Source organism: Microbacterium sp. NPDC089695 (genome assembly GCF_044749085.1).
Lineage (GTDB): Bacteria > Actinomycetota > Actinomycetes > Actinomycetales > Microbacteriaceae > Microbacterium.
In genome coordinates, this window is record NZ_JBIVHG010000004.1 from 210,611 (window position 1) to 234,884 (window position 24,274).

29 protein-coding genes and 1 tRNA gene are annotated in these 24,274 nt (G+C 69.1%); 12 read left to right on the forward strand and 18 right to left on the reverse strand.

Annotated features, from left to right (window positions below):
- Positions 1-67: 67 nt before the first annotated feature.
- From ACIPYT_RS16785 to ACIPYT_RS16800, 4 genes are all read right to left on the reverse strand, one after another.
- Positions 68-763: a DUF1345 domain-containing protein gene (locus ACIPYT_RS16785; RefSeq protein WP_401076867.1), complete on the reverse strand. Its 696-nt coding sequence runs from the start codon at positions 761-763 to the stop codon at positions 68-70.
- A gap of 6 nt (positions 764-769) precedes the next feature.
- Positions 770-1,165 carry an N-acetyltransferase gene (locus ACIPYT_RS16790; protein WP_401076869.1) on the reverse strand — a complete coding sequence of 132 codons (396 nt, stop codon included), beginning with the start codon at positions 1,163-1,165 and terminating at the stop codon, positions 770-772.
- Between the two features lie 62 nt (positions 1,166-1,227).
- Positions 1,228-2,781, reverse strand: a complete 1,554-nt coding sequence (locus ACIPYT_RS16795; protein ID WP_401076871.1) for an MFS transporter — start codon at positions 2,779-2,781, stop codon at positions 1,228-1,230.
- A 186-nt stretch (positions 2,782-2,967) separates the two neighbouring features.
- Positions 2,968-3,546, reverse strand: coding sequence for a TetR/AcrR family transcriptional regulator (locus ACIPYT_RS16800; protein ID WP_401076874.1), 579 nt, complete (start codon positions 3,544-3,546; stop codon positions 2,968-2,970).
- A 140-nt stretch (positions 3,547-3,686) separates the two neighbouring features.
- Here ACIPYT_RS16800 and ACIPYT_RS16805 point away from each other — a divergent pair, with 140 nt between their 5' ends.
- A complete protein-coding gene (locus ACIPYT_RS16805; protein WP_401076877.1) occupies positions 3,687-4,346 on the forward strand; it encodes a type II CAAX prenyl endopeptidase Rce1 family protein in 660 nt (219 codons plus the stop codon).
- Positions 4,347-4,357: 11 nt separating this feature from the next.
- On the forward strand, positions 4,358-4,648 hold the full coding sequence (locus tag ACIPYT_RS16810) for a hypothetical protein (RefSeq protein WP_401076879.1): 291 nt from the start codon (positions 4,358-4,360) through the stop codon (positions 4,646-4,648).
- On the opposite strand, the gene ACIPYT_RS16815 is transcribed toward ACIPYT_RS16810, so the two are convergent.
- On the reverse strand, positions 4,635-5,537 hold the full coding sequence (locus ACIPYT_RS16815; protein ID WP_401076882.1) for an alpha/beta hydrolase family protein: 903 nt from the start codon (positions 5,535-5,537) through the stop codon (positions 4,635-4,637). The two genes, ACIPYT_RS16810 and ACIPYT_RS16815, sit on opposite strands and share 14 nt — an antisense overlap.
- Before the next feature lie 93 nt (positions 5,538-5,630).
- Here ACIPYT_RS16815 and ACIPYT_RS16820 point away from each other — a divergent pair, with 93 nt between their 5' ends.
- Both ACIPYT_RS16820 and ACIPYT_RS16825 read left to right on the forward strand, forming a co-directional pair.
- On the forward strand, positions 5,631-6,221 hold the full coding sequence (locus ACIPYT_RS16820; RefSeq protein ID WP_401076885.1) for a TetR/AcrR family transcriptional regulator: 591 nt from the start codon (positions 5,631-5,633) through the stop codon (positions 6,219-6,221).
- Positions 6,218-7,165, forward strand: a complete 948-nt coding sequence (locus ACIPYT_RS16825) for a helix-turn-helix domain-containing protein (RefSeq protein WP_401076888.1) — start codon at positions 6,218-6,220, stop codon at positions 7,163-7,165. The genes ACIPYT_RS16820 and ACIPYT_RS16825 overlap by 4 nt, the downstream gene beginning before the upstream one ends.
- 29 nt (positions 7,166-7,194) lie before the next feature.
- Here ACIPYT_RS16825 and ACIPYT_RS16830 read toward each other — a convergent pair whose 3' ends face one another.
- Together ACIPYT_RS16830 and ACIPYT_RS16835 are read right to left on the reverse strand one after the other, a co-directional pair.
- A complete protein-coding gene (locus ACIPYT_RS16830; protein ID WP_401076891.1) occupies positions 7,195-7,527 on the reverse strand; it encodes a DUF1330 domain-containing protein in 333 nt (110 codons plus the stop codon).
- Positions 7,528-7,591: 64 nt separating this feature from the next.
- The gene (locus ACIPYT_RS16835; protein WP_401076894.1) at positions 7,592-8,599 is read right to left on the reverse strand and encodes a zinc-dependent alcohol dehydrogenase family protein; all 1,008 of its coding nucleotides are present in this window, start codon (positions 8,597-8,599) and stop codon (positions 7,592-7,594) included.
- A 289-nt stretch (positions 8,600-8,888) separates the two neighbouring features.
- Here ACIPYT_RS16835 and ACIPYT_RS16840 point away from each other — a divergent pair, with 289 nt between their 5' ends.
- Both ACIPYT_RS16840 and ACIPYT_RS16845 read left to right on the forward strand, forming a co-directional pair.
- Positions 8,889-9,218 carry a nuclear transport factor 2 family protein gene (locus ACIPYT_RS16840; protein WP_401076896.1) on the forward strand — a complete coding sequence of 110 codons (330 nt, stop codon included), beginning with the start codon at positions 8,889-8,891 and terminating at the stop codon, positions 9,216-9,218.
- Between the two features lie 250 nt (positions 9,219-9,468).
- Positions 9,469-9,855 carry a hypothetical protein gene (locus tag ACIPYT_RS16845; protein ID WP_401076899.1) on the forward strand — a complete coding sequence of 129 codons (387 nt, stop codon included), beginning with the start codon at positions 9,469-9,471 and terminating at the stop codon, positions 9,853-9,855.
- Positions 9,856-10,124: 269 nt separating this feature from the next.
- Here the strand turns inward: ACIPYT_RS16845 and ACIPYT_RS16850 are convergent, their stop codons facing one another.
- Positions 10,125-10,964 carry a DUF6602 domain-containing protein gene (locus ACIPYT_RS16850; protein WP_401076901.1) on the reverse strand — a complete coding sequence of 280 codons (840 nt, stop codon included), beginning with the start codon at positions 10,962-10,964 and terminating at the stop codon, positions 10,125-10,127.
- A gap of 338 nt (positions 10,965-11,302) precedes the next feature.
- Positions 11,303-11,379 (reverse strand) — tRNA-Pro (locus ACIPYT_RS16855).
- A 140-nt stretch (positions 11,380-11,519) separates the two neighbouring features.
- Between ACIPYT_RS16855 and ACIPYT_RS16860 the strand changes: the two genes are divergently transcribed.
- The 6 genes from ACIPYT_RS16860 to ACIPYT_RS16885 are packed head-to-tail and all read left to right on the forward strand — an operon-like array spanning position 11,520 to position 15,419.
- The gene (locus ACIPYT_RS16860) at positions 11,520-12,104 is read left to right on the forward strand and encodes a GNAT family N-acetyltransferase (protein WP_401076903.1); all 585 of its coding nucleotides are present in this window, start codon (positions 11,520-11,522) and stop codon (positions 12,102-12,104) included.
- Positions 12,101-12,298, forward strand: a complete 198-nt coding sequence (locus ACIPYT_RS16865; RefSeq protein WP_401076906.1) for a DNA-binding protein — start codon at positions 12,101-12,103, stop codon at positions 12,296-12,298. The genes ACIPYT_RS16860 and ACIPYT_RS16865 overlap by 4 nt, the downstream gene beginning before the upstream one ends.
- Before the next feature lie 20 nt (positions 12,299-12,318).
- Positions 12,319-12,774: a hypothetical protein gene (locus ACIPYT_RS16870; RefSeq protein ID WP_401076909.1), complete on the forward strand. Its 456-nt coding sequence runs from the start codon at positions 12,319-12,321 to the stop codon at positions 12,772-12,774.
- Positions 12,775-12,812: 38 nt separating this feature from the next.
- Positions 12,813-13,499, forward strand: a complete 687-nt coding sequence (locus tag ACIPYT_RS16875; protein WP_401076912.1) for a lysoplasmalogenase family protein — start codon at positions 12,813-12,815, stop codon at positions 13,497-13,499.
- Entirely contained in the window at positions 13,499-13,885 is a 387-nt protein-coding gene (locus ACIPYT_RS16880) for an RNA-binding S4 domain-containing protein (protein ID WP_401076915.1), read from the forward strand. Before ACIPYT_RS16875 ends, ACIPYT_RS16880 begins: the two co-directional genes overlap by 1 nt.
- Before the next feature lie 37 nt (positions 13,886-13,922).
- A complete protein-coding gene (locus tag ACIPYT_RS16885) occupies positions 13,923-15,419 on the forward strand; it encodes a DUF222 domain-containing protein (RefSeq protein WP_401076918.1) in 1,497 nt (498 codons plus the stop codon).
- 167 nt (positions 15,420-15,586) lie between these two features.
- Here the strand turns inward: ACIPYT_RS16885 and ACIPYT_RS16890 are convergent, their stop codons facing one another.
- From ACIPYT_RS16890 to xerD, 9 genes are all read right to left on the reverse strand, one after another.
- Entirely contained in the window at positions 15,587-16,531 is a 945-nt protein-coding gene (locus ACIPYT_RS16890; RefSeq protein ID WP_401076921.1) for an NUDIX domain-containing protein, read from the reverse strand.
- A gap of 88 nt (positions 16,532-16,619) precedes the next feature.
- Complete coding sequence (der, locus tag ACIPYT_RS16895; protein ID WP_401076924.1) at positions 16,620-18,140, reverse strand: ribosome biogenesis GTPase Der; 1,521 nt, start codon at positions 18,138-18,140, stop codon at positions 16,620-16,622.
- Positions 18,133-18,852, reverse strand: coding sequence for a (d)CMP kinase (gene cmk / locus ACIPYT_RS16900; RefSeq protein WP_401076927.1), 720 nt, complete (start codon positions 18,850-18,852; stop codon positions 18,133-18,135). The genes der and cmk overlap by 8 nt, the downstream gene beginning before the upstream one ends.
- Positions 18,845-20,014, reverse strand: a complete 1,170-nt coding sequence (locus ACIPYT_RS16905; protein WP_401076930.1) for a prephenate dehydrogenase — start codon at positions 20,012-20,014, stop codon at positions 18,845-18,847. The genes cmk and ACIPYT_RS16905 overlap by 8 nt, the downstream gene beginning before the upstream one ends.
- Positions 20,011-20,805 carry a pseudouridine synthase gene (locus ACIPYT_RS16910; protein ID WP_401076932.1) on the reverse strand — a complete coding sequence of 265 codons (795 nt, stop codon included), beginning with the start codon at positions 20,803-20,805 and terminating at the stop codon, positions 20,011-20,013. Before ACIPYT_RS16910 ends, ACIPYT_RS16905 begins: the two co-directional genes overlap by 4 nt.
- A 76-nt stretch (positions 20,806-20,881) precedes the next feature.
- Positions 20,882-21,493 (reverse strand): SMC-Scp complex subunit ScpB, encoded by a 612-nt coding sequence (scpB, locus tag ACIPYT_RS16915; protein WP_401076935.1) that lies wholly within the window; start codon positions 21,491-21,493, stop codon positions 20,882-20,884.
- Entirely contained in the window at positions 21,483-22,361 is an 879-nt protein-coding gene (locus tag ACIPYT_RS16920; protein ID WP_401076939.1) for a segregation and condensation protein A, read from the reverse strand. The genes scpB and ACIPYT_RS16920 overlap by 11 nt, the downstream gene beginning before the upstream one ends.
- Positions 22,345-23,235, reverse strand: a complete 891-nt coding sequence (locus tag ACIPYT_RS16925) for a ParA family protein (RefSeq protein WP_401076942.1) — start codon at positions 23,233-23,235, stop codon at positions 22,345-22,347. The genes ACIPYT_RS16920 and ACIPYT_RS16925 overlap by 17 nt, the downstream gene beginning before the upstream one ends.
- 134 nt (positions 23,236-23,369) lie before the next feature.
- Positions 23,370-24,272, reverse strand: coding sequence for a site-specific tyrosine recombinase XerD (gene xerD / locus ACIPYT_RS16930; RefSeq protein WP_401076944.1), 903 nt, complete (start codon positions 24,270-24,272; stop codon positions 23,370-23,372).
- Positions 24,273-24,274: the final 2 nt, after the last annotated feature.

A 24,274-nucleotide genomic window follows, 5' to 3' on the forward strand; every position in this document is an offset into this window, starting at 1 on the left:
ATGTGATGATGATGCGTCCAGGACAGACCATGTGGTCACGACCGGGTCAACCTCGCGTTCGGCGGCCTCAGCCGAGCATCCCGCCGAACAGCAGCGAGACCATCATCGCGACGATGACCGTGTTGAACGTGAAGGCGAAGAGCACGTTGATGCGCACCAGGGTCCACGCCCGGCGGGAGCGGATGGAGGCCGAAACGGTCGCGGCCATCGTCGACAGGAGGATCGCCAGCGTCAGATAGTCGGAGAACCGCGGCGGACCCTCGATGTCGAGGTCGATGCCGGGCGCTCCCCGCTCGGTCTCGGACGCGAGCCGCAGGTATTCGAGCGCGAACGAGTACACCATCAGGATCCACGAGCCGGCCACGGTGAGCAGCCCGAGCGCCACGAACAGCCACCCGCCGCGGAACGCCGGGTTCTGCGCGACGACGATCGTGACGGCCACCGCCACGATCGCGCCGATCAACGCCCAGTTCGATGCGCCGCCGTAGCCGAGCGCCCGCATCCAGGGGCGGCTCATCGCGCGGGACTCCTTCCGCGCCGCCGAGGCGAGGGCGCGTGGACCCCGCAGCGCGTAGGCACGGTGCGTCCACGACAGATACACCGCCACGAACACCGGCCAGGCGACCACGTAGAACGCGATGAGCACGGTCGAGGCGTCGAGCGGCGCCGGATGATCGCCCGCCGCGACGAACAGCGCCGCACCTCCCGCGCCGATCACGCAGGAGATCAGCGAGCTCCAGTTCGCCCGCGTGAGGTCGCTCATCCGGCGTCAGGAGCCGCGATGCACGTGCCGCGACACCAGGGCGAGGTCGTCGGGGGTCGGCCGCCGGAACGTGCCGCCGTCGGCGAGGAACTCCACGCCGTGCGCCTTGAGGTGCGCGGCGAACAGCGGGCACACCGGCACCACTCCGACACCGACGCGGATGCTGTCGAGCAGCGCCTCTCGCACCAGCACCTTTCCGAGCCCGCGTCCGCCGAACCGCGGATCGACTTCCGTGTGGAAGAAGATCCTCTCGGCGTCGACGCCGGCCGGGCCTCCGACGAACTCGGCCCTGCCGGCCACCGACCCGTCGGCGAGGGCGACCACGTAGGCACCCGCCGAACCGGAGCGCTCGACGCTGATCGCGACGGGCGCTCCGGCCTTGTCCGTCCACTGCAGTGTCATGCGCTCCCTTTCCTCAGCGGAGCCTCAGTACACACCGTGTGGCGGCAACACGGTCAACACGGTCAGTGCAGCGCATCCTCGTGCTCGACCGCGAGGTCGGCGTCGGCCGCCGCCCCTCGGAGCGTGACGACCGACCACACGGCCGCGACGATCATGATGACCGCTCCCGCGATACCCGTGACGGTGATGGCCTCACTGAACGCGTGCTGCGCGATGTCGAGCAGGGCGGCCCCCGCGCTTCCGCCGATCTCGGATGCCACGAGCAGCGCCTCCGCCATGGTCGACGATGCGCGATCCACGACGTCCGAGGCCAGGTCCATGGCGCTCGCCCCGGTCGACACCGCCCGCGAGTACCAGGCGACGAGAACGCTGCCGAGCACCGCCGTGCCGAGGGTCGTGCCGATCTCGTAGGCGGTCTCCGACGTGGCGGCGGCCTGCCCCGCGCGCTCCGGCTTCACGGAGCTCATGATGATGTCGTTGCTCAGGGCGAGCGCCATGCCCGCGCCGAGCGACACCAGCGCGAGCGCCCCGGCGATGAGCGCAGGGCTCGACGTCGGCGTGAGGAACAGCGTGAGTCCGAAGCCGACCGTCGCGATCGTCAGCCCGGCGGCGATCACGTACGCGGGGAGCACCCGCTTGACGAGCGTCGCCGCGACGAAGGCCGCGCCGGCCGCGAGCACCGCCTGCGGCATCAGCCACAGCGACGCCTCGAGGGGGTTCAGCCCGAGCACGAGCTGCAGGTGCTGCACGAGGGCGAACAGCGCGCCGACCATCGCGAAGATGGCGAGCAGGTCGGAGACCACGGCCCCGCGGAAGTACCGCACGGCGAACAGGCGCACCTCCATCAGCGGCGTCGGGAGCACGAGCTGTCGACGCACGAAGAGCACGATCGCGACCGCACCGATGACCAGGGCGACCAGCCCCAGGGCGAAGTCCTTGCCGCCGGCCAGCGACTTGATCGCGTAGACCAGCCCGAGCATCCCGGCGAACGAGAGCACGATGCTGAGGATGTCGATGCGGTGCAGGTCGGGGTTGCGGCTCTCCGGCAGCAGCAGCGGTCCGAGCACGAGCAGCAGCACCATGACCGGGATGTTCATCAGGAACGCGGCCTGCCAGCTGAACGTCTCGATGATCCAGCCGCCGAGGATCGGGCCGGCGGCGGCGCCGACCGAGGCCATCGCCGCCCAGATCGCCATGGCGTAGCGCCGTTGCTGGCGGTCGAGGAACATGTTGCGCACGAGCGAGAGCGTCGACGGCATCATGATCGCGCCGCCCACTCCGAGCAGCGCCCGTGCGGCGATCAGCATCCAGGGCTCGGTGGCGAGCGCGCCGCTCACGGAGGCGAGGGCGAAGACCACGGCCCCGATCAGCAGGTTGCGCCGACGCCCGAAGCGGTCGCCCACGGTGCTCATGGCGACGAGCAGGCCGGCGAGGACGAGCGAGTACACGTCGATCATCCACAGCTGCTCCACCCCGGTCGGGCGCAGATCGGCCGAGATGGCCGGCAGGCCCAGGATCAGCACGGTGCCGTCGATCGTGATCAACAGCAGCGGCAGCACCAGGACGGCGAGGCCGAACCAGGTTCTCGGGGTGGCCGTGGGGGCGGCGGTACTCATGAGCATCTCCTCGTTCATCCGTGCTTGTAGACGGTTTTCGGATATCTGATGCTTAACCTAACAGACTAATTAGTCGGTTATTCCCGAGTGAGTGCGCTCGTCGCACTCGGATGCCGGCGGCGCGGGTGCGCCGATGACCGCACCGGCGGAGGCGCGGCGCGGTCGGAGTGATGCGGGACATCCGCCTCAGAGAGGCGTGCGGAACGTGCCGTCCGAGGCGAGCTCGAGCAGCAGACGTCGCGCGGTCGCGATGCTCTCCTCGGTCTCCGCCCCCTGCAGCGCCGCGGTCGCGACGCCCTCGGCGGCCCGACGGACGATCTGGATGCGCTCTGCGCTCAGGCCGTCGGCGGCGAGCTGCTCGGCCCACCAGGCGTCGTACTCCTCGAAGCGCGCAGCGATCGCGGGGATCGCGTACAGCCCGTTCCAGTTCGATGCCGTCGTGAAGTCGCGCGTCGCGGCCGCCTCGGCGCCGCCGCGGCACAGGGCGCGGACGTACGCGCGCAGCAGCTTGCCGGGGTGGTTCTCCGAGAGGTCGACCTCGGCCAGCACGGCGTCGCGGAGCCGATCGGACATGTCGACCACGACGGCGACGAACAGCTGATCGCGGGTGCCGAAGTGATGGATCAGGCCGCTCTTCGACACGCCGGCGCTCGACGCGATCTCCGCGAGAGTCACGCCGGTCCCCCGCTCCAGAACGGCCTGCGTCGCGGCATCCAGCACGGCACGTCGGGTGCGCTCGGTGTTGCGGGTCTGTCGCTCAGCCATGGGTCCTCCGCCTCTCGACACGGTCATGCCGACCATCCGGTCGATCGTACCCGCAGATCGGACGGCCAGAACTTTGCCACATGATTCGTGCTACGGTACCGCACGATTGGTCGGTAGAACAGAACGCAAGGAGAATGATCATGGACATCTTGAGTGCGGGCTCGCCGCGCAGCGCCGCAGAGTCCGTCGGCATCGAGTACCACCGTGTGCTCGCCGGCGAGAAGCGTCGGATCGGGCGAGGGATCCTGGCGATCCTCCTCCTGCTCGGAGGCCTCTTCGGTGCGATCCAGGTCTTCTACCTGCTGGGAGAGCAGCTCGATCGCCTCCTCGGCATCGGCAGCGCCGAGACGCAGGTGTTCTCGCCCGTATCGTTCGCGACGAGCACGGTCGCCACCGCCCTGATGATCCCGTGGAGCATGGTCATCCAGCGGTGGCTGTACGGGGTACGCGGCCCGTCGTTGCACTCGGTCGTGAACGGCTTCCGCTTCGGGGTCTTCGGCCGAGCGGTGCTGGTCGTGGTGCCGCTCTTCGTCGTCGCCCTGGCCGTCACCGAGATCGTCGACACGCACACGACCACCCCGTGGTCGAAGATCGACATCATCGCGTTCTTCCTCGTCGTGATGCTGCTCGTGCCCCTGCAGGCGGCCGGCGAGGAGTACGGACTGCGCGGACTCGTCTTCCGGGTCGCGGGGAGCTGGACGCGGGGCCGGCGCGGCTCGCTCCTGCTGGGCATCGTCGTCTCGGCGGCGGTGTTCGCCGTGATCCACACCGCCGCGGACCCGTGGTGGAACGTCTTCTAGTGGCGTTCTCGGTGACCACCGCACTCGTCACATGGCGCACCGGCGGCATCGAGATCGCCGTCGTCATCCACGCCGCGGTCAACACCGTCACGCTGCTCTACTGGCTCGTCCTGCACGCCGATCTGAGCGATCGCTTCGTCCGCGTCCCGGGGTCCGTCACGCCCGCACTGATCATCCCCAGCATCCTGGCGTTCGTCGCGATCCTCGCGATCGTGTGGCTGCGCACACGCGGCGACGGGCCGATCACGGCGCCAGGACCTCCGGTCCGAGCCGCCGACGGCATCGGGGTCACGAACCCGTGACGTCGTAGACACCCGTCCCCGCCTCGGCGGTGACGGCGGCCCACGCGTCGCCGTCACCGTCGAGCGCGCGACGCAGGTACGCGGCGACCGCATCGGCGACGAAGCCCGCCCGCGCCGGGTCGTCGTCGGTGGTCTCGGCCACCTTCTCCCCGGCGATGCCACCGAACGTGTGCTCGGCGTCGGCGATCGTGATCAGGGTCTTGGGCGCGGGGCTCAGGTGATAGGCGTCGGTGAACCACTCGGGTCCGCGCGTCGACAGCCCCGACCGGTCCTCGCCGCCGGCGATCACCAGGGCGGGCGTCGTCATGGTCGAGTAGTCCGGTCGCATGAAGGGCAGATGCGTCTGCGCGAACTCGGTGAGCGAATCCCCCGTGCCCGTGACCCCGATCAGAGCCCCGGCAGCGACCGCGGGATGCGCGAAGGTCTCCCCCGCGCGGCCGTCGGCGCCGAACACCCCGGCACCGAGCACGGCACCTGCGGTCTGCGCTCCCCACGAGTGCCCGACCACGGCGATCCTCGCGTGATCCGCGCGCGCAGCGATCGGGGCGGCGCGATCGAGGATGCCGTCGAGACCGTCGAGGATCGCATGGAGGTCGGCGATGCGCACCCGCCAGATGTCGCCGAACCGCGGATCGTCGAACCCGATGCCGTGGCGGCGCGAGTCGAGATGGGTGGGCTGCACGACGATGAATCCCGCCGCGGCCCAGCGGTCGACGAGCGGTGCGTAGCCGTCGAGCGACCACTGGTTGCCGTGCGAGAACACGATGACGGGCAGCACGCCGCCGGAGACCGGGGCGGTCACCCTGACCTCGAGAACGACGCTGCGGCCGGGCGAGTCGACACGGATGGGCTTGACGGCGACGATCGGCCGCGGCGTGGGGTCGGTCATGGTGCTGACTCCTTCTGGGACACCTGTCATACTTGACGGAACACTGTTCCATCACTTTAGCGGAACATTGTTCCGCTTTCAAGGAGAGTGCCTGTGGAGACCATCGGAGCGCGCCAGGCCGGCCGCGAGCGCAACCGCGCCGCCCTTCTCGACGCGGCCGCCGCGGTGTTCGTCGAGCAGGGCGTCAACGCGCCGATCCGCGACATCGCGGGGCGCGCCGGCGTCGGCCTCGGCACCGTCTACCGCCACTTCCCCACCCGAGCCGATCTGGTCACGGCGGTCTACCGCCACCAGATCGAGGAGTGCGCGTCGCTCGCCGTGACGCTCCTCGAGCAGCGGATCCCTCCGGTCGAGGCCCTGGAGCGGTGGATCGCCGCCTTCGTCGAGTTCCTCGTGACCAAGCACGGGCTCGGCGCCGCACTGCAGTCCGAAGACCCGAGCCTGAGCAGCCTGCACACGCTGATGCTCGACGAGCTCGTGCCCGCGTGCGCCTCGCTCCTCGCCGCGGGGGCCGAGGCCGGCGAGCTCGATGCGGCCGTCGACGCCCATACCCTGATGCGGGCGATCGGCAACCTCAGCATCCTCGGTCCGGGGTACCAGCGCGCGGAGGCGCAGGCGATGGTGGAGCGCCTGCTCATCGGATGCCGGGTGACGCCCGCCGTCCCGGGCGAAGAGCGATCATGACCCGCACGCACCGGGTCATGGTGCTCGTCCTCGACGGCGCCCGACCGCTCGACGTCGGCATCCCCGCCGAGGTCTTCCACCCCGAGACCGGGTTCCCCTACGAGGTGTCCACGTGCGGCGTGACCGCCGGGACCGTGCCGGCCGACGGCCGTTTCGGCTTCGCGGTGCCCCGCGGGCTCGAGGCGCTGAACGACGCCGACACCATCATCGTCCCCGGGTATGCCCCGGCCGGACGCCCGATCCCCGAGGAGGTCTGCGAGGCGCTCCGCAGCGCCGCGGCCCGCGGCACGCGCATCGCCTCGATCTGCTACGGAGCCTTCGCCCTCGCCGACGCGGGCCTCCTCGACGGCCTGCGCGCCACCACGCACTGGGATGCCGCCGAGCAGCTCGCCGCGCGGCATCCGCAGATCACGGTCGAGCCGAACGTGCTGTTCGTCGACGAGGGATCCATCCTCACCTCGGCTGGTGCTGCGGCGGGGCTCGATCTGTGCCTGCACATCGTGCGGCGCGACCTCGGCGTACGGGCCGCGAACGACATCGCGCGAGGCCTCGTGACCGCGCCGTACCGCACCGGCGGACAGGCGCAGTACCTCCCGAAGACGACCGCGGTCGCGCACGGCGACACGCTCGCGGCGACGCGGGAATGGGCGCTGGAGCGTCTGGACCAGGAGCTGACGATCGCCTCGCTGTCGGCTCATGCGCTCATGTCGCGGCGCACGTTCCTGCGCCGGTTCACGGAGGAGACCGGCGTCACGCCGCTGCAGTGGATCCTCCGCGCGCGCATCGACGGCGCCAGGGAGCTGTTGGAGAGCTCGGACCTCGGGGTGGATCAGATCGCCGACCGCGTCGGGCTCGGCACCGGGGCGAACCTCCGGCTGCACTTCCGGCGGGTGCTCGACGTGTCGCCGTCGGAGTACCGCGCCACGTTCACCGGGCGGGCCTGACCGCTGTCAGACCCGCCCGATGCGGTACGTCACGCGCCGGCATCCTCGACACCTGCATCCTCCACACCTGCATCCTCGACACCGTCGACGAGCACGGCCCGGTAAGTCGCCCCGCGGAAGCGATCCTTCACAACCTCCTGGTATGCGTCGCCGGAGTACCAGGCCTTCGCCGCCGCCCGGTCGGGGAAGGCCAGCACGACCACGCCCTCGACGGGAGGACCCTCGAGCACCTCGTACGCGCCGTAGTCGACGAGCGCCTGCACGTCGTGGCCGTCGAACGTGGCGTCCGCGCGCGCGGCGTAGCGGTCGAGCGCCTCCTGGTCGTCGGTGCGCTCTCGCTGGAAGACGATGTACGCGGTCATGGGATCCGTCCTTCGTAGGGAGTGATCGTGGTGTGCGAGTGATGCGACGGATGCGTCGCGCGGGTCACGCGGCGCGCGGCGGGAGCTGCACGGTCTGCCCGGCGACGTCGATCACGACCTTGCCGTGCAGCGTGTAGTCGCGCCGGTTCTCGAGCAGCTCGTGGGCTTCGCCGACACGGGCGAGCGGCAGCACCGCGCCGATCACAGGCCTGATGTCGCCACGCTCGACGAGTGCGGTGAGGGCGTCGAGCTTGCCACGGTTCTGCCGCGTGAAGACGAAGTGGTAGGCGGCGTTCCGCCCCCATGCCTCGATGAGGTTCTGCGGCTGTGCGATGTCGACGATGCTGACCACGCGTCCGCCGTCGGCGAGCACGAGCGGGCTCCGCGTGAGCGTGTCGCCGCCGATCGTGTCGAGCACGACGTCGACCCCCTGGCCGTTAGTCGCCTCGGAGACGACCTCGACGTAGTCGGCCGACGTGTAGTCGATCGCCACGTCCGCGCCGAGTGAGCGCACGAACTCGTGGTCGGTGCCGCGTGCGGTCGTGATCACCCGCGCGCCGAGGGCCTTCGCGACCTGGATCGCGATGGTGCCCACGCCTCCCGTTCCTCCGTGCACGAGGATCGTCTCGCCCGCCGTGAGCTGAGCGCGCGTCACGAGCGCCTCCCAGACGGTGCCGCCGACGAGGGTCAGGCTGGCCGCCTCGAGGTGGCTGATGTTGTGCGGCTTGCGGCCGACGAGATCGACGTCGGCGACATGCTGCTCGGCGTACGATCCGTCGCCGCCGAAGATCTGCGGCGTGTAGTACACCTCGTCGCCCACGGCGAACTCGGTGACCTCGGCGCCGATCTGCTCGATCACGCCCGAGACGTCGTGTCCGGTGATGGCAGGGAGCGGGACGTGCTCCACGTAGTCGCCCCTGCGGATCTGGTAGTCGAGCGGGTTGATGGCCGTGGCGTGCACGCGGACACGCACCTGGCGCGGCCCGACCTCCGGCACGACGACGTCGCGCAGCTCGAACGCGTCCACCCCTCCGAATCGGGCGAGCACTACGGCGTTCATGGTGTCGGTCATCTCTGTCTTCCTCATCGTGATCCTGGATGCCCGACCCGTACGTGCGGTCGAGCTCCACGAGAATCCCATGGCCGGAAGAGGCCCACCAGTGGCATCAACGCCAGCTTCCGCAAGGAAAGTGCCACGGCGGATGAGGGAGTGCGGGCGCCTCGCGGAGCCCGCCCTGCGGGACCCGATTAGCCTGAGGAGATGGCTTAGTCACTGGAAGATCGCATCCGAGCACTCGAAGATCTGGCCGCGATCCAGAAGCTCACGGCCCGATACGTCCGCAGCGTGAATTTCGGACTAGATGGACGAGCCCGACGCCGCGGCGCTCAGCGAGATCTTCGCCGAAGACGCCACCTGGTACTCGACCTCGAGCGGTGTCACCTGGCATGGGCGAGACGAGATCGTCCGCAACCTGTCGAGCGCCCCTCCCGCCCTGGACTTCGCGATGCACAGCTTCACGAACCCCGACATCGACATCGACGGCGACACCGCGTCGGCCCGCTTCCTCCTCTGGGTGGGCATCGGCGGCAACGAGGTGTTCCAGAAGGAGAACCTGACCTATACCCGCACGGACGCCGGCTGGGTGATCCAGTCGATCGACCTGCGCTTCGGTCGGATGCTGAACGGGTAGCCGGGTTCTGCGCACGGCCCGACGTGGAAGGGAAAGAGAAAGGGCGCCTGCTCGAAGCAGATGCCCTTCCCTTTGGTCGGGCTGACAGGATTTGAACCTGCGACCCCTTGACCGGTCAAGCGGCGGCGAAGAGGGGAGGCTCTCTCACGGACACCAACCCCCATTGCTTCACCGAAGCTTTCGCGACGCGCGTCGCGACTTCCACCGACAAGCACGGACTCTGGCCCACGCCCCCGCTACGCTCGGCGGCATGCTCGTCTATGTCGCCGCGGTCGCGCCTATCGTCGCGTCGCTCTATGTCTGCTTCTCTGCCCTCACCGAGTACGCACGCCAAGATCACACCGCGCGGGTATACAGACGGCTCGAGCAGTGGCAGCACGCCGAGACAGGCAAACTCTACGAGGGCGACCTTTCTAACGAGGAGATCGCGAAGCAACAGAACGGGCTCAACGAGCGGCGTGCCATGCTACTTGAGCAGAGCGGCATCGACCCCGACCTCGGCACGTGGAACATGTTCGACCGCAGCTTCGATCCGGAACCCGTTCGCCGCGTCGATGTCCGACGTCAGTGGGTGCTCCTCTGGGGATCCGTGATCGGCGTGCTTGCGCTCGCACTGGACGCGCTGGGAGCTTGGTGAAGGACTGCACCCTGCCGTGCGTCACGGCTTCAGAGTGTGCATGGTCCGATGTTCTTCGGCCTCTAGTTCTAAAGTCGATGCGATTGTAAACGGGAGTGTCAACGCGAGGTAGCAATAGCGACGTCGCTCTGTAGAGGGATGTGCGCGCGGGCAGGCAGGGTCACAGGCTAGAACAAAATCCCCACCGGAACGGCAGGGCTTCGATCATCGGTCCGGGTCATGCGCAGCGTGACAGAGACGCGGGACACTTCGGACACATTGCTCAGTTCTCACCGAGCCGACGTGTCAGCCCCCGGAAAGCTCCGCAGGTTCGTGGGAGTGAGGTAAGGGGTCACGATCGTCGACGCATGCCTTACACGTGGGATCGTGGCATTAAGCCATATGAACACTGACACCAACGCGCCGTCAGTGAACGGGCCAATCCATCCCACGCCGTTCGAACCGTCGGAGTACATGAATCGTTGCGCACCGCGCCCGTCTCCGAAGTTGTAGTAGACACCGCCGTCGACCACGAACAGCGCATCGAGCTTCGGCACCCTCGAACCATTCCAATTCAGCACCTCCTCCGCGTCGTTAAGCTTCTGCAGAAGCGTCTCGGGTTTGAGTCGCGACTCCATTGCCAACGCGAAGAACGGTAGCGAGTCAACGAACCGAGGCATGTCGCTCGGCAGGGCTTGCACCTCCGCGCCCTTCGAGAGCGTTGGTCGTATCTGCCGTAGCTTCGCCCCCTTGTCCAGGATGTCGTCCAATTCCGACGAATTGAGAACGGTCTTGACCTCTCCCGCCGCTCCGACGCCCTCAACTAGATACTGACCACTCGTGTCTGCCTCGTTCACGAATGGCTGCTCGTCGGTTAGTAGCAGCACGTCAGTCTGGGCGCTTCGATGACCGAATCGATCGATTATCTCGCCTGTGCCAACCGTGTACCTCCGAGGCATGTGCTTAGACAGAAACTCCCGGACGCCCCGCTCAACAGCGTCCCCGCGGAGCCCCCGGTGTTCCATCTCTGCTCGAGCAGCGGCGAGGGTCGCTTGTAGCCGAGCTTCCTGCGCTGCAAACGAAGCGGAAAGTCGTGCTGCGACCTCCGCATCGGGAAATGATTCCACCATGCATCTATGGTGCCGCAATGTCGGCCTTGCGTGGACTTCCTCGTCTCGAGCGAATCCCCCCTGCTTCCCGCATTCGCCCAGCGCTCGGATTCCGAATCAGTGAGATCATCGGGGTCAACCGAGTTACCCTCCGGCATGGTCTTTCCGCCCACGATCCCGTCGTAGGCATCGCGCAGAGGGACATCGATGAGCGAAACAACGATGCCAGGCCAGCGACAACCCGCGAGCGGCTCCGGTCAAGGTCACATAAGACGAATGTGAGCTCGGCGAGTCGCGCTCGCTCCGGGCATGAAAAAGCCCCGGAGATCCGCGTGTTTCCGCGGTTCTCCGGGGCTTGATGGTCGGGCTGACAGGATTTGAACCTGCGACCCCTTGACCCCCAGTCAAGTGCGCTACCAAGCTGCGCCACAGCCCGTTGTTCTGCACTCTCGCGCAGGCAACTCACCCATCTTAGCCTGACTCGTGGCGCCTCCGCGAACCGGCCGCCCGCCGGGCGTTGCACGGCGCTCGAGTGGTCATTGCACAGTGTCGGAGGCCCGGCGTAGCGTCGCGTGCATGGTGACGATCACGACCGAGGTGGCGACGACGGCCCGGTGGCGCGACGTGCAGCACGCGCTCACGGGCGGCGGCGACGGGGCCAGTTGCCAGTGCATCTGGCCCATGCTGCGCAATAAGGACTGGAACGAGACCACCACTCCGCAGCGCACCGAGATGTTCCGCGACGAGATCGCAGACGGCCCACCGCCGGGTCTGGTCGCGTACGTCGACGGCGAGGCCGCAGGGTGGGTGCGCATCGGCCCCCGACCGCGCCAGTTGCGACTCGCGTACACCCGCACGATCGCGGCCGCGACGTCCGAGCCGTTCGACGATGAGAGCGTGTGGGCGGTGTCGTGCTTCGTCGTGCGACGCGAGCACCGCGGGACGGGTCTCAACAGAGTGCTGCTCGACGCTGCGGTCGACTTCGCGCGGGCATCCGGCGCGCGACTGATCGAGGGGTATCCGGTCGACACCCGCGGCGCGAAGCAGCACAGCAACGAACTGTTCCACGGCACGTTGAGCACGTTCCTCGCGAGCGGGTTCTCCGAGACCGGAGAACTCAAACCGGGGCGTCCGCTCGTGACACTCGACCTCGCCGCATGAGCGACGACTCCGAGCTCCCCGCCGCGATGGGAAAGGTCGCTCGACGCGAGCTCTCCCTCCGCGGGTTCACGCACCTCGACCATTTCGACGGCATCTCCGAGCGCGAGCTCCTCGCGATCCACGGCGTCGGACCGAAAGCCATCCGCATCCTGAAGGAGGATCTCGCCTCCGCGGGGCGATCGCTCGCACCCTGAGACGCCGCTAGCGTGGAGACATGAGCGACCAGCATCCGATCATCGACGACCCCGACCTCGGCACCCTCGCTCGCGCGACGACCGAACTCTCCGACGGCACGGTCCTCACGCACGACTGGTACGCCGGCACGGTCGTGATCGACGACGCCGAGCTCGAGCTCATGCTCGAGGGCACTTCCGCCGACGAAGCGCAGGCGCTGATCCCGCGCGTGCACGAGACGATCGCCGCTCTCGACGGACTGCGGCGAGTCGCCACGGATGCCGTCGTCTCGGCGTTCAGTCAAGGGGCGCCCGAGCCCGCCGACCTTGACGCCGCGGCATTCGATCTCGTGCTCGAGACGATCGAGGCCTCTGCCGACGGCACGGTCGTGCTGCACCTGATCGACACGTGCGGCGACCACTTCCCCGAGGGGTACTGGCCCGCCTTGCACCTCGGCGCCGACGGTCAGATCACCCAGGTCACCGTCGAATCCTGAACGGCATGCGGGCTCACGCGCGCCCATACGATGGAAAGATGCCGCGTCGCCCCGCTCCCCCGCCGCTGACCTGGGCGTTTCTCCCGTTCGCGGTGATCTCGGCGGCGCACGTGACCCTCCTGGCGGTCGACAGCCCCGCCGCAGGACCGACGAAGCTGCTGCTCCTGCCGCTGCTCGCTCTTCCGGTCGCGCTCTCGGCCCGCAGCATCTGCAGCCGCGCCGGCCTCGTGCTCCTGCTCACGGCGCTGCTCTTCTCCTGGCTCGGCGACGGCGCCGGAGCCTTCTTCCCCGCCGCACCCGAACTGCCGCTCATGCTGCTGTTCTTCGGCATGGCCCATCTGGCATACATCGCGCTGTTCGTCCGCCATCTCTCGGTACGCCGGATGCCGTGGTGGGCGCTCGTGTACGCAGCATGGTGGATCACGATGATGCTCGGACTCGGGCCGCACGTCGGCAGCCTGCTCATCGCGGTCGCGATCTACGGACTCGTGCTCGGGTCCACCGCTGCGTTCTCGGCCCGGTGTCACGCGCTCGTCGCGATCGGCGGCGCGTTCTTCCTCGCGAGCGACACGATCCTCGCGCTGCGCCTGTTCCTGCCGGATTCACTTCCCTCTTGGAGCAGCCCCGCGGTCATGCTCACGTACACGCTCGGCCAGGGCCTGATCGTCGCGGGCGCCCTCATCACCCTGCGCTCGCCTCTCGCCGCACGACGGAAGGACGCCTGATGGTGGATGCCGCACGGATCGACAGCTGGCTGTGGGCCGTCCGCGTGTACAAGACCCGCTCGGCGGCGACCACCGCATGCCGTGCGGGGCATGTACGCCTGAACGGCGACAAGGTCAAGGCCGCGCAACAGGTGCGGATCGGCGACGAGCTGCGCGTGCGCATCGCCGGATTCGACCGGATCATGATCGTGCGGCAGATCCTCGTCAAGCGCGTCGGCGCCCCGCTCGCGGCATTGGCCTTCGAAGACAGAACTCCTCCGCGAGAGCCGCAGGCGATGATCGGCGTGCGCGACCGCGGTGCCGGCCGACCGACGAAGCGCGAACGACGCGACATCGATCGGCTGCGCGGTCGGGGCGACGAGGATACCGGTATGTTCCGTGAGTGAGCGGTTTATTTTAGAACATTTGTTCTAAAATAGAGGCATGACGCAGCACACCGACTTCGACCTCGATCACGAGGAGCGGTGTCGCCTGCTCGATGACTGGGTGCAGACGCGACGGCAGATCGCGGCTCTCGAAGCCCACGCGTCAGACCTGCTGGTCGACCGGATCGCCGTGCACGATCGGGATGTCGCCGAAAGCCCGTTCCACCGCGACGCGATCTATCGGTCGATGATCGCCGAGTACGCCGCCGCCGCACACCTGACCGCCTGGACCGTTGAGCACTCGTTCACCGAAGCCCGCACCCTGTCCCGAGACCTACCCGCTGTGCAGGCCGCTTTCACCGCCGGTACGATCACCGTCGCCCACGTGCGGGAGATCGTACGCGCGAGCGGGATCGTCGGCGAAGCGGTGCGTAACCGGAGAGTGGATGCCGACACGCTGGGCCTGTTCGAGCAGGCGGTGCTCGAAGTCGCCGAACACGACACCGCTTCCCGTACCCGCGCCCACGCTCGCCAGGTCGCCGCCGCGCTCGTGCAGGAGACGGTCGTGGAGCGGCATCGGCGCGCCGTGGATGAGCGATGCGTGAGCGTGAGATCCGTCGACGACGGCCTCGCTCTGCTCACGGCCGTTCTGCCGGAGTGGCTCGCCGTCGCGATCGCCGACCGCCTCACCCGCATGGCTCGCGAGGTCATCCGCACACGCAGTGGCGACGAGCCGGTGAGTCGTGGCACAACAGACGAGCACGCCGCTGCCAGCGCCGACCTCACCGACGACCACGCCACTGCAGAGACAGACTTCACCGACGAGCACGCCGCTGCACCGACCGACCTCTTCGACGAGCACGCCGCTGCACCGACCGACCTCTTCGACGAGCACGCCGCTGCACCGACCGACCTCTTCGACGAGCACGCCGCTGCACACACAGACCCCACCGACGAGCAGGCCCGCAACGACGAGCGCACGATCGACCAGGTGCGCGCCGACCTCTTCGCCGATCTGCTCTTGGCCGCAGAGCCGAGCGAGGTTCTCGGCTCTGGATTGGGTGCGATCCAGCCGCGCATCCAGGTCACCGTCGCGGCGACCACTCTCCTCGGTGCAGACGATCGCCCGGCCGAACTCGACGGCCACGGCCCCCTCGATCCTGATATCGCCCGCGCACTGGCCGGCCACCACTCCGGCTGGTCACGTCTCTTCCTCGATGGCGAGGGGCTCGTGACAGACACCGACACCTACACGCCCACCGAGCAGATGCGACGCTTCCTCCGCGCGCGCGACCAGCACTGCCGCTTTCCCGGGTGTCGGATGCCGGTGCATCGCTGCGACATCGACCACAACCATGACCACGCCCTCGGCGGAAGAACCCGCACCGACAATCTGAGTCACTTCTGCCGGTCGCATCACACACTCAAGCATCCGCACATCGACGATCGCTATCGATGGACCGCGCACCAGGGTCCCGGTGGTGACGTCACGTGGACGAGCCCTCTCGGGCGCACCTACTCCGACCACCCGCGACGACGAGTGATGTTCGTCTGAGGCGCACGTGGTGCGGGGGTGCGGCGGTGCGGGGGTGCGGCGGTGCGGGGGTGCGGCGGTGCGGGGGTGCGCTCGCGCGGCTCGCGCCTCACCTAACGTCACGGACACCGTCCGGCTGGAGCGCTACCGTGCCGACTACGGGCAAGCCGTGAGGTTCCTGCTCCCGGTCATCGTCTCGCAGCGTCGAGCAGTCCGAGCAGCCATCCCGACGAACGGACCTGCGCGGCGCCGGCCGACACCACCCGCCCCTGCAGCTCCCTGTCACTCGTCACCGCGACGACATATCGTCCGGCCCGCACCTGTCGCTCGACCTCCGCGACGATCGCGTCGTCGCCGGCGGCCTCCGCGTCGACGACCGAGACGTCACCACCGAGGCGCAGGTCCGCGAAGTCCTCGACGTCGGTCTCCGGCGCGTCGATTCCGCGCGCGGCGCCTTCCACGACGAGCGAGATCGACGGGTACCAGGCGTCTCCGCCGAGTGCGACCTCTCCCCCGTGCACCGACAGTCCCCTGAGTCGCTCAGCGAGTCGTCGCGCGGCCCCGGCGCGGTCGTTCCACCACCCGTCAGGCACCGATCCGACGACGTTCGCGGCATCCACGACCACGGTCGGACGCACGTGCAGCAGCTCGCGCAGCGCCGGCCACGCTCGCCCGAAGCCCGGATGCAACGGACGCGCATCGACCTCGTCGAACGGCACCCACTCCAGAGCCACGCTCTCGGGGTCGCTGATCACGGGCTCGAACGGCATCACGACGTCGGCGATCACCGTCGTGTACGACCAGATCCCGAGATCGAGGACGCTCGTGAACCGCGGTCGCACCGAGCCGTCCGGCACGCCCGCCTCCTCCTGCGCCTCGCGCACGGCGCCGACGATCGCGGTCTCGTCTTCGTGCAGCGCCCCACCCGGAAGACCCCAGGTGCCGCCGAAGTGACTCCACGCGACCCGATGCTGCAGCAGGATGCCGCGCTCGGCGTCGACAGCGAGGAGACCCGCGGCCCCGAAGCGCCCCCAGTACTTCTCGCCCGACGGCGCGACCACCCAGGCATCGCCGGGATTGCGTGGCCCGTCGGGGCGACGCGGTTCACCGGTGGCGGGAGGTACGACAGTCACCCCTTCAGCCTTTCATAGCATCCGGAGATCGGCACCGTGCACGGTCACACGCGGGAACACCGGGTGACCCCGGACCGCCGAACAGACATCAGCGCTGGCGCTTCTCCCGCACACGCATGTTGACGACGATCGGAGTCCCCTCGAAGTCGTAGAGCTCGCGCAGGCGGCGCTGGATGAAGCGGCGGTAGCCGGGATCCAGGAATCCGGTCGTGAACAGCACGAACGTCGGCGGACGCGTCGACGCCTGGGTGCCGAACAGGATGCGCGGCTGCTTGCCTCCGCGCAGCGGGTGCGGATGCTCCGCGACGAGCTCGGCGAGGAACGCGTTGAACTTGCCGGTCGGGATGCGGCGATCCCAGTTCTCCAGCGAGGTCTCGAGCGCGGGAACCAGCTTGTCGAGGTGACGACCGGTCTTCGCCGAGATGTTCACTCGCGGCGCCCATGCGACGTGCGCGAGGTCCTGTTCGATCTCGCGTTCGAGATACCGACGACGGTCGGCGTTCTCGAGGTCGATGTCGTTCAGGCGATCCCACTTGTTGAACGCCAGCACGAGCGCGCGGCCCGACTCGAGAACGAGGTCGATGATGCGCACGTCCTGCTCGCTGATCGTCTCCGAGACGTCGAGCACGACGACTGCCACCTCGGCCTTCTCGAGCGCGGCCGAGGTGCGCAGCGAGGCGTAGAAGTCGGCGCCCTGCGCCATGTGGACGCGACGGCGGATGCCGGCCGTGTCGACGAGCGTCCAGAGCTTGCCGCCCAGCTCGACGATCTCGTCCACCGGGTCACGGGTCGTTCCGGCGAGGTCGTTCACGACCACGCGCTCCTCGCCCGCGGCCTTGTTGAGCAGCGACGACTTGCCGACGTTCGGGCGACCGAGGATCGCGACGCGACGCGGTCCGCCGATCTCGGCCTTCGCGACCGCAGAGACGTCGGGGAGCTTCTTCAGCACCTCGTCGAGAAGGTCGGCGACACCGCGACCGTGGATCGCGGAGACCGGGTGCGGCTCGCCGAGGCCGAGATTCCACAGTGCTGCGGCCTCGGGCTCCTGGCGCGCGTCGTCGATCTTGTTCGCGACGAGGAAGACGGGCTTGCCGCTCTTGCGGAGCAGACGCACGACGTGCTCGTCGGTGGAGGTCGCGCCGACCATGGCGTCGACCACGAACAGCACCACGTCGGAGAGGTCGATCGCGACCTCAGCCTGCGCGGCGACCGAGCGGTCGATGCCCTTGGCGTCGGGCTCCCATCCGCCGGTGTCGACGAGCGTGAACCGGCGGTCGCTCCACTCGGCCTTGTACGTGACACGGTCGCGGGTCACGCCGGGCGTGTCCTCCACGACGGCTTCGCGACGGCCCAGGATGCGGTTCACGAGCGCGGACTTGCCCACGTTCGGTCGACCGACGATCGCCACCACCGGCAGAGCCGGGAGGAACTGGATGCCGTCCTCACCGAGCGTGATGCCGGCGAGAAGCGCGGCATCCTCGTCGTCGAGCTCGTAGTCCGCGAGACCCTGGCGCAGGGTCTCCGCGCGCGCCTCGGCGAGCTCCTCGTCGAGGGCGTCCATCTTCTCGGCGAGCTGGTCGGGGCCGCCTTCGTATTCGTCGTCAGCCATGCTGTGCTCCTCGGAGTCGTTCGATCACCGTGAGAACGGCGTCGATGGTCTGGGGGAAATCGAGCGCGGTCGAGTCGACGACCTCGACGCCGTCCGCGGCGTTGAGGAAGTCGACGACCGCGCTGTCGGAGGCGTCGCGCTTGTGAAGCGCGTCGGCCACCGCCTGGGCGTTCTCGCCCGCGAGCTCGCCGGCGCGGCGCGCGGCACGCACCTCGGGGGCGGCAGTGAGCAGGATCCGCACCGGGGCGTCGGGGGCGACGACCGTCGTGATGTCGCGTCCCTCCACCACCACGGCAGGGTACGGAGCAGCAGCCACGAGCGTGCGGAACAGGCGATTGACCTGCTCGCGCACGGCGGGGACGCGTGCGACGCCGCTGACGGCGCCGGACACGCGGGGCTCGCGAATGGCGTCGGTCACGTCGATGTCGCCCACCCGCACGGTGCGGTCGTCGGGGTCGAGGCCGAGCTGCACGGGGAAGTCGGATGCCGCGGCGAGCACCGACTCTGCCGACTCCGTGTCGGCGCCGCGGTCGAGCACGTGCCAGGCGAGCGCCCGGTACGCAGATCCGGTGTCGAGGTAGCCGAACCCGAGTTTGCGGGCCACGGCCTTCGACACGCTGGACTTGCCGGAACCGGCCGGTCCGTCGATCGCGATGAAGTCCACGGTCGTCGCGCCGGACGACGACGAGGACGGAGAGTACATATCAGTCATTCGTGTTCCCCGCGATCCGCCATCCGCGCTCCTGGAGTCCCGTGATCGCGCCGTGCAGCGCAGCCGGGTCGACGCTGATCTCCGCGAGACCGAACTGCGCGCCGGGCGAGTGCTCGAGCCGGAGGTCCTCGACGTTGACCGACAGCTCGCCGAGCTCGCCGAACAGTCGGCCGAGCTGACCGGGAGTGTCGTCCACCATCACGACGAGGGTCTCGAAGCGACGGTTCTGCCCGTGCTTCCCGGGAAGACGTTCCACGCCGTCGTTGCCGCTCCTGATGGCTTCGGCGACCACGCGCCGCGCACCGGGAGCCGCAGGGGCGCGCAGCGCATCCGACACCTCGCGGAGATCGTCGGCGAGTGCATCGAGGATCTCGACGACCGGTTCGGCGTTGGCGCCGAGGATCTGCACCCAGAGCTCAGGGGCCGATGCGGCGATGCGCGTCGTGTCGCGCACGCCCTGACCGGCGAGGCGGAGTGCACCCTCGTCGGCGACGGCGAGACGAGAGGCCAGAAGACTCGCGACGACCTGCGGCACGTGCGAGGTCAGGGCGACCGATCGGTCGTGCTCCTCGGGGGTCATCTCCAGCGGCATGGCGCCGACGTCGAGAGCGAGCGCCTCGACGAGGGCGAGGTCGGCCGCAGTCGTCTCGCCGTCGCGGCAGACGACCCACGGTCGCCCGATGAAGAGGTCGGCCCTGGCCGAGATCGCTCCCCCGCGCTCACGTCCCGCGAGGGGATGCGACCCGATGTACCGGCTGAGGTCCACGCCTCGGCTCTGCAGCTCGCGGAAGGGCTCGAGCTTGACGCTCGCCACGTCGGTGACGACGGCATCCGGGTAGCGCGTGAGCTCCGCCTCGATCACGTCCGCGGTGACATCCGGCGGAACCGCGACCACCACGAGCGACGGGGCATCGCCGTCGGCCGAAGCCCGGCCGGCTCCGTAGTCGATCGCGAGGCGCAGTTGCGCGGGCGACGTGTCGTCGAGCACGACGTCGACGCCCTTCGCGCGCAGAGCGTGACCGATGCTCGCACCGAGGAGTCCCGCTCCGACGACGCGCACGGTGCCGGAGAGCCTCGCGGCCACCCGCGAGGGCGCGACGGCGGCGGAGGGCACAGCGGCGACGGAGGGCGCCGCGCTGGGCGCACTCGTCGTATCGGTCATGGGGTCTCCTGCTCGCCTGGCGCCTCGGCGACACCGGAATCACGGCGCGCGAGAGTCAACAGCGCGCCGAGTTCGATTTTACTCAGTTCACGCGTGCGCCCAGCCGGGAGGGTTCCCAGGTGCAGCGGCCCGAACTGCCGGCGCACGAGCTCGGTGACGGGATGACCGACCGCAGCCATCATGCGCCGCACGATGCGGTTGCGTCCGGAGTGCAGGGTGAGCTCGACGAGACTCGAGCCGCGCGACGAATCGAGCAGCCGCGCCTTGTCCGCCGCGATCGGTCCGTCCTCCAGCTCGATCCCCTTGGTCAGCTTCGCGATCGTCTGCGCCGTGACCGTGCCGTCGACCTTGGCGATGTACACCTTGGTGACGCCGAACGAGGGATGCGCCAGCACGTGCGCGAGCTCGCCGTCGTTCGTCAGCACGAGCAGTCCGCTCGTCTCGGCATCCAGTCGTCCGACGTTGTACAGGCGCTCCTTGTACTCCTTTGTGAAGCGTCGGAGGTCGGGCCGGCCGCTCTCGTCGCGCATGCTGCTCACCACGCCTGTGGGCTTGTTGAGCATGACGTATCGCTTGGACACGTCGAGCTGCACGGCCGTGCCGTCGACGTCGACCAGATCGACATCGGGGTCGATACGCCTGCCGAGCTCGGTCACCGTCTCCCCGTTCACGCGGATGCGCCCGTCGACGATGTACTGCTCGACCACACGGCGCGACGCGACACCCGCGGCAGCGAGCACCTTCTGCAGACGCACTCCTTCGGGCGCGCCATCAGGGGAAAAGCCGGTCATCGGACCACTCCTTCAACGAATTCCTTGCACACGTCCTGAAGACCACCCGCCCCGCCCGCACCAGCGCAGAGCGCGCTCATCGCACGACGCCCTCATCGAAGCCGTCGGCGCCGTCGTCGAGCAGCGGCGAGATCGGTGGCAGCTCGTCGAGCGAGTTGATGCCGAGGTGCTGCAGGAGCGCATCCGTCGTGCCGTAGTTGATCGCGCCCGTCTCCGAATCCGCGAACAGCTCCGTGATGAGCCCGCGGGCCAGCAGCGTGCGCACGACCGAGTCGACGTTCACCGCGCGGATCGAGGCCACCTGGCTGCGGGTCACCGGCTGCTTGTATGCGATCACGGCGAGCGTCTCGAGCGCGGCCTGCGACAGGCGCGCAGGTGCCTGCCCGCCCACGAACGCCGCGACCAGCGCGTCCTGGTCCTCGCGCACGAACAGCCGCCATCCGCCGCCGACCTCACGCAGTTCGAACCCTCGGCGAGGACCCGCCCCGCGTCCGTCGTAGTCCTCGACGAGCGCCTCGATCGTCTGACGCACGGCGGGCACGGGCGCGCCGACCGCGGCCGCGAGAGCGACCAGCCCGATCGGCTCGTCGATGATGAGCAGGATGGCTTCGACGCGTTCGGACAGCGGCGACTCCGGCAGCGAGACGGCGTCGCCGTCGACGTGCTCGTCGGTCAGGTCATCGGTCATAGTCGGCTCCCAGCGTCGCCAGTGTCTCGTCCGACCAGGAGTCGGCTGCCCAGCGCAGCGTGAGCTCGCCGAGCGGTTCCAGTTGTTCGAAGGACAGCGCCGCATGCCGGTACAGCTCGAGCACCGAGATGAACCGTGCCACGACGATGCCCGGTTCGCGGATGCCGGCGACCAGCTCGCGGAAGTTCAGCGACTCGGTCCCGCGCAGCAGGGTCACGACGATCGCGGCCTGCTCGCGGATGCTGACGAGCGGCGCATGCAGGTGATCGAGGCCGACGTGCGGAATCTCCTTCGGCGCGAAGGCGAGGAGTGCGACCGCCGCGAAGTCGTCGACGGTGAGGGTCCACACCAGTTCCGGCGTCTGTGCGCGGTGCTTCTCGTCGAGGCGCACGGCGCGCGCGTGCCGCCGATCCTCGCGCTGCAGGCACCGGGAGAACCACGCCGACACCTCCTTGAACGCGCGGTACTGCAGCAGGCGTGCGAACAGCAGGTCGCGCGCCTCGAGAAGGGCGACGGCCTCGGCGTCGACGAGCTCTCCCTGCGGCAGCAGCCCCGCCACCTTCATGTCGAGGAGGGTCGCCGCGACCACGAGGAACTCGGATGCCTGGTCGAGCTCCGCTTCGTCTTCCAGGTCGCCCAGATAGGCGATGAACTCGTTCGTGACGGCGCTGAGCGAGACCTCGGTGATGTCCATCTCGTGCTTCGAGATGAGGTTCAGCAGCAGATCGAACGGTCCGTCGAAGTTCGCCAGCGAGACCCGAAAGCCGGTCTCGGCGGTCTCCGGCTGGATGCCGTCGGGAACCTCGACCGCGACGGCGGGCGCGACCGTGTCGGCGTTCTCGGAGACCTCGTCAGGCGACGGCGCCACGGGCGACCAGCTCCCGCGCCAGCCGCAGGTACGCCTGGGCGGCGGCGTGCTCCGGAGCGAACTCGGTGATCGGCACGCCCGAGACCGACGCGTCGGGGAACTTCACCGTGCGACCGATCACGGTCTCCAGCACGTCGTCGCCGAACGCCTCGACGACCCGCTCGAGCACCTCGCGCGAGTGCAGCGTGCGGGGGTCGTACATGGTCGCGAGCAGGCCGTCCATCGTGATGGACGGGTTCAGGCGATCGCGCACCTTGTCGATCGTCTCGATGAGGAGGGCGACGCCACGCAGTGCGAAGAACTCGCATTCGAGCGGGATGATCACTCCGTGCGCCGCGGTGAGCGCGTTCACGGTGAGGAGTCCGAGCGACGGCTGGCAGTCGATGAGGATGACGTCGTACTCGCCCGCCACCTGACGCAGCACCCGGGCGAGGATGGTCTCGCGGGCGACCTCGTTCACGAGGTGCACTTCGGCGGCCGACAGATCGATGTTCGCGGGCATCACGTCGAGCCCTTCGACGCCGGAGTGCACGATCGCGTCGTGCGCGTCGCGCTTCGTGTCGAGCAGCAGGTCGTAGATCGTGGGCACGTCGTGCGTCTGGATGCCGAGACCGGCCGACAGCGCCCCCTGCGGGTCGAAGTCGACCGCGAGCACCTTGCGCCCGTACTCGGCGAGAGCCGCGGCGAGGTTGATCGAGGTCGTCGTCTTGCCGACGCCACCCTTCTGGTTGCACAGCGCGATGATGCGCGCCGGTCCGTGGGACGCGAGCGGCTCGGGGGTCGGGAACCCGTGATACGGCCGTCCGGTCGGTCCGAGGGGTGTCTCGTCGGCCTTCTGTGCCTTCGCCCTGGACTTCGCCGCTTTCTCAGCCACCGCTTCTCCTGCTCCTTCGTGCTTGCTCGATTGTAGCGGGGCGCTCGCCTCAGGGCGCCCCGGCGCGCGGCGGCGCCGGACCCCGGGCGCGGCGCCTGCATCCGCCGCACAGCAGCGCCGACTCCGCGAACGGCTCAGCGTGCGCGGGGATGGGAGGTCGCGTAGACGTCGCGCAGGGTGTCGACCGACACGTGCGTGTAGATCTGCGTGGTCGCGACCGAGGCGTGGCCCAGCAGCTCCTGGACCACCCGCACGTCGGCGCCGCCCTGCAGCAGGTGCGTCGCGAAGGAGTGCCGGAGCGTGTGCGGCGACACCTCCGCCGTGATCTGCGCGCGCTCGGCAGCATCGCGGATCACGAGCCAGGCGCTCTGCCTCGACAGCGGTGCTCCGCGGGCTCCGAGGAAGACGCGAGCCGAGGCGCGCCCCTTCGCGGCGAGTCCCGGCCGCACCCGGGTGAGATACGCGTCCATGGCCGCCCGTGCGTACGAGCCGACCGGCACGATCCGTTCCTTCGACCCCTTGCCGCGCAGCCGCAGCACGTCGCCGTGCGACAGATCGTCCACGTCGAGCCCCACGGCCTCCGACACGCGCGCCCCCGTCGCGTAGAGGAGTTCGAGCAGCGCGCGATCCCGGATGCCGAGCGGCTCATCGCCCGAGGGCGCGGCGAGAAGCCTCTCGACCTGGTCGATCGTGAGCGCCTTGGGCAGACGTCGCGGCGCCTTCGGAGGCCGCAGGCGCCCGCTGGGGTCGTCGTCCTCGATGCCCTCGCGGGCGAGGAATCGGTGCCATCCGCGCACCGACGACTGCAGACGAGCGAGACTCGTCGCCGCGGGCGGCGGGTCGGAGGCGGCACGCTCCGCGACGAACCGGCCGACCACCGCGGGCGTGATCTCACCGGTGTCGGCGATGCCCTCACCTGTCAGCCAGGCGCGGTAGACATCGAGATCGCGACGGTAGGCCGCGACGGTGTGCTCGCTCAGACCCCGCTCGATCGTGACGTGACGCAGATACGAGTCCGCGGCGCGATCGAGGAGCATCC

Bases quoted from the DNA above. Each gene is read 5' to 3' on its own strand.
- ACIPYT_RS16910 (WP_401076932.1), bottom strand. From the start codon at position 20,805: ATGACCGGCTTTTCCCCTGATGGCGCGCCCGAAGGAGTGCGTCTGCAG.
- ACIPYT_RS16850 (WP_401076901.1), bottom strand. From the start codon at position 10,964: ATGGTGGAATCATTTCCCGATGCGGAGGTCGCAGCACGACTTTCCGCT.
- ACIPYT_RS16870 (WP_401076909.1), top strand. From the start codon at position 12,319: ATGAGCGACCAGCATCCGATCATCGACGACCCCGACCTCGGCACCCTC.
- ACIPYT_RS16865 (WP_401076906.1), top strand. From the start codon at position 12,101: ATGAGCGACGACTCCGAGCTCCCCGCCGCGATGGGAAAGGTCGCTCGA.
- ACIPYT_RS16805 (WP_401076877.1), top strand. From the start codon at position 3,687: ATGGACATCTTGAGTGCGGGCTCGCCGCGCAGCGCCGCAGAGTCCGTC.
- ACIPYT_RS16880 (WP_401076915.1), top strand. From the start codon at position 13,499: ATGGTGGATGCCGCACGGATCGACAGCTGGCTGTGGGCCGTCCGCGTG.
- der (WP_401076924.1), bottom strand. From the start codon at position 18,140: ATGGCTGACGACGAATACGAAGGCGGCCCCGACCAGCTCGCCGAGAAG.
- xerD (WP_401076944.1), bottom strand. From the start codon at position 24,272: ATGCTCCTCGATCGCGCCGCGGACTCGTATCTGCGTCACGTCACGATC.
- ACIPYT_RS16790 (WP_401076869.1), bottom strand. From the start codon at position 1,165: ATGACACTGCAGTGGACGGACAAGGCCGGAGCGCCCGTCGCGATCAGC.
- ACIPYT_RS16795 (WP_401076871.1), bottom strand. From the start codon at position 2,781: ATGAGTACCGCCGCCCCCACGGCCACCCCGAGAACCTGGTTCGGCCTC.
- ACIPYT_RS16845 (WP_401076899.1), top strand. From the start codon at position 9,469: ATGCTCGTCTATGTCGCCGCGGTCGCGCCTATCGTCGCGTCGCTCTAT.
- scpB (WP_401076935.1), bottom strand. From the start codon at position 21,493: ATGACCGATGACCTGACCGACGAGCACGTCGACGGCGACGCCGTCTCG.
- ACIPYT_RS16885 (WP_401076918.1), top strand. From the start codon at position 13,923: ATGACGCAGCACACCGACTTCGACCTCGATCACGAGGAGCGGTGTCGC.
- ACIPYT_RS16800 (WP_401076874.1), bottom strand. From the start codon at position 3,546: ATGGCTGAGCGACAGACCCGCAACACCGAGCGCACCCGACGTGCCGTG.
- ACIPYT_RS16830 (WP_401076891.1), bottom strand. From the start codon at position 7,527: ATGACCGCGTACATCGTCTTCCAGCGAGAGCGCACCGACGACCAGGAG.
- ACIPYT_RS16875 (WP_401076912.1), top strand. From the start codon at position 12,813: ATGCCGCGTCGCCCCGCTCCCCCGCCGCTGACCTGGGCGTTTCTCCCG.
- ACIPYT_RS16860 (WP_401076903.1), top strand. From the start codon at position 11,520: ATGGTGACGATCACGACCGAGGTGGCGACGACGGCCCGGTGGCGCGAC.
- ACIPYT_RS16835 (WP_401076894.1), bottom strand. From the start codon at position 8,599: ATGACCGACACCATGAACGCCGTAGTGCTCGCCCGATTCGGAGGGGTG.
- ACIPYT_RS16840 (WP_401076896.1), top strand. From the start codon at position 8,889: ATGGACGAGCCCGACGCCGCGGCGCTCAGCGAGATCTTCGCCGAAGAC.
- cmk (WP_401076927.1), bottom strand. From the start codon at position 18,852: ATGACTGATATGTACTCTCCGTCCTCGTCGTCGTCCGGCGCGACGACC.
- ACIPYT_RS16905 (WP_401076930.1), bottom strand. From the start codon at position 20,014: ATGACCGATACGACGAGTGCGCCCAGCGCGGCGCCCTCCGTCGCCGCT.
- ACIPYT_RS16785 (WP_401076867.1), bottom strand. From the start codon at position 763: ATGAGCGACCTCACGCGGGCGAACTGGAGCTCGCTGATCTCCTGCGTG.
- ACIPYT_RS16825 (WP_401076888.1), top strand. From the start codon at position 6,218: ATGACCCGCACGCACCGGGTCATGGTGCTCGTCCTCGACGGCGCCCGA.
- ACIPYT_RS16815 (WP_401076882.1), bottom strand. From the start codon at position 5,537: ATGACCGACCCCACGCCGCGGCCGATCGTCGCCGTCAAGCCCATCCGT.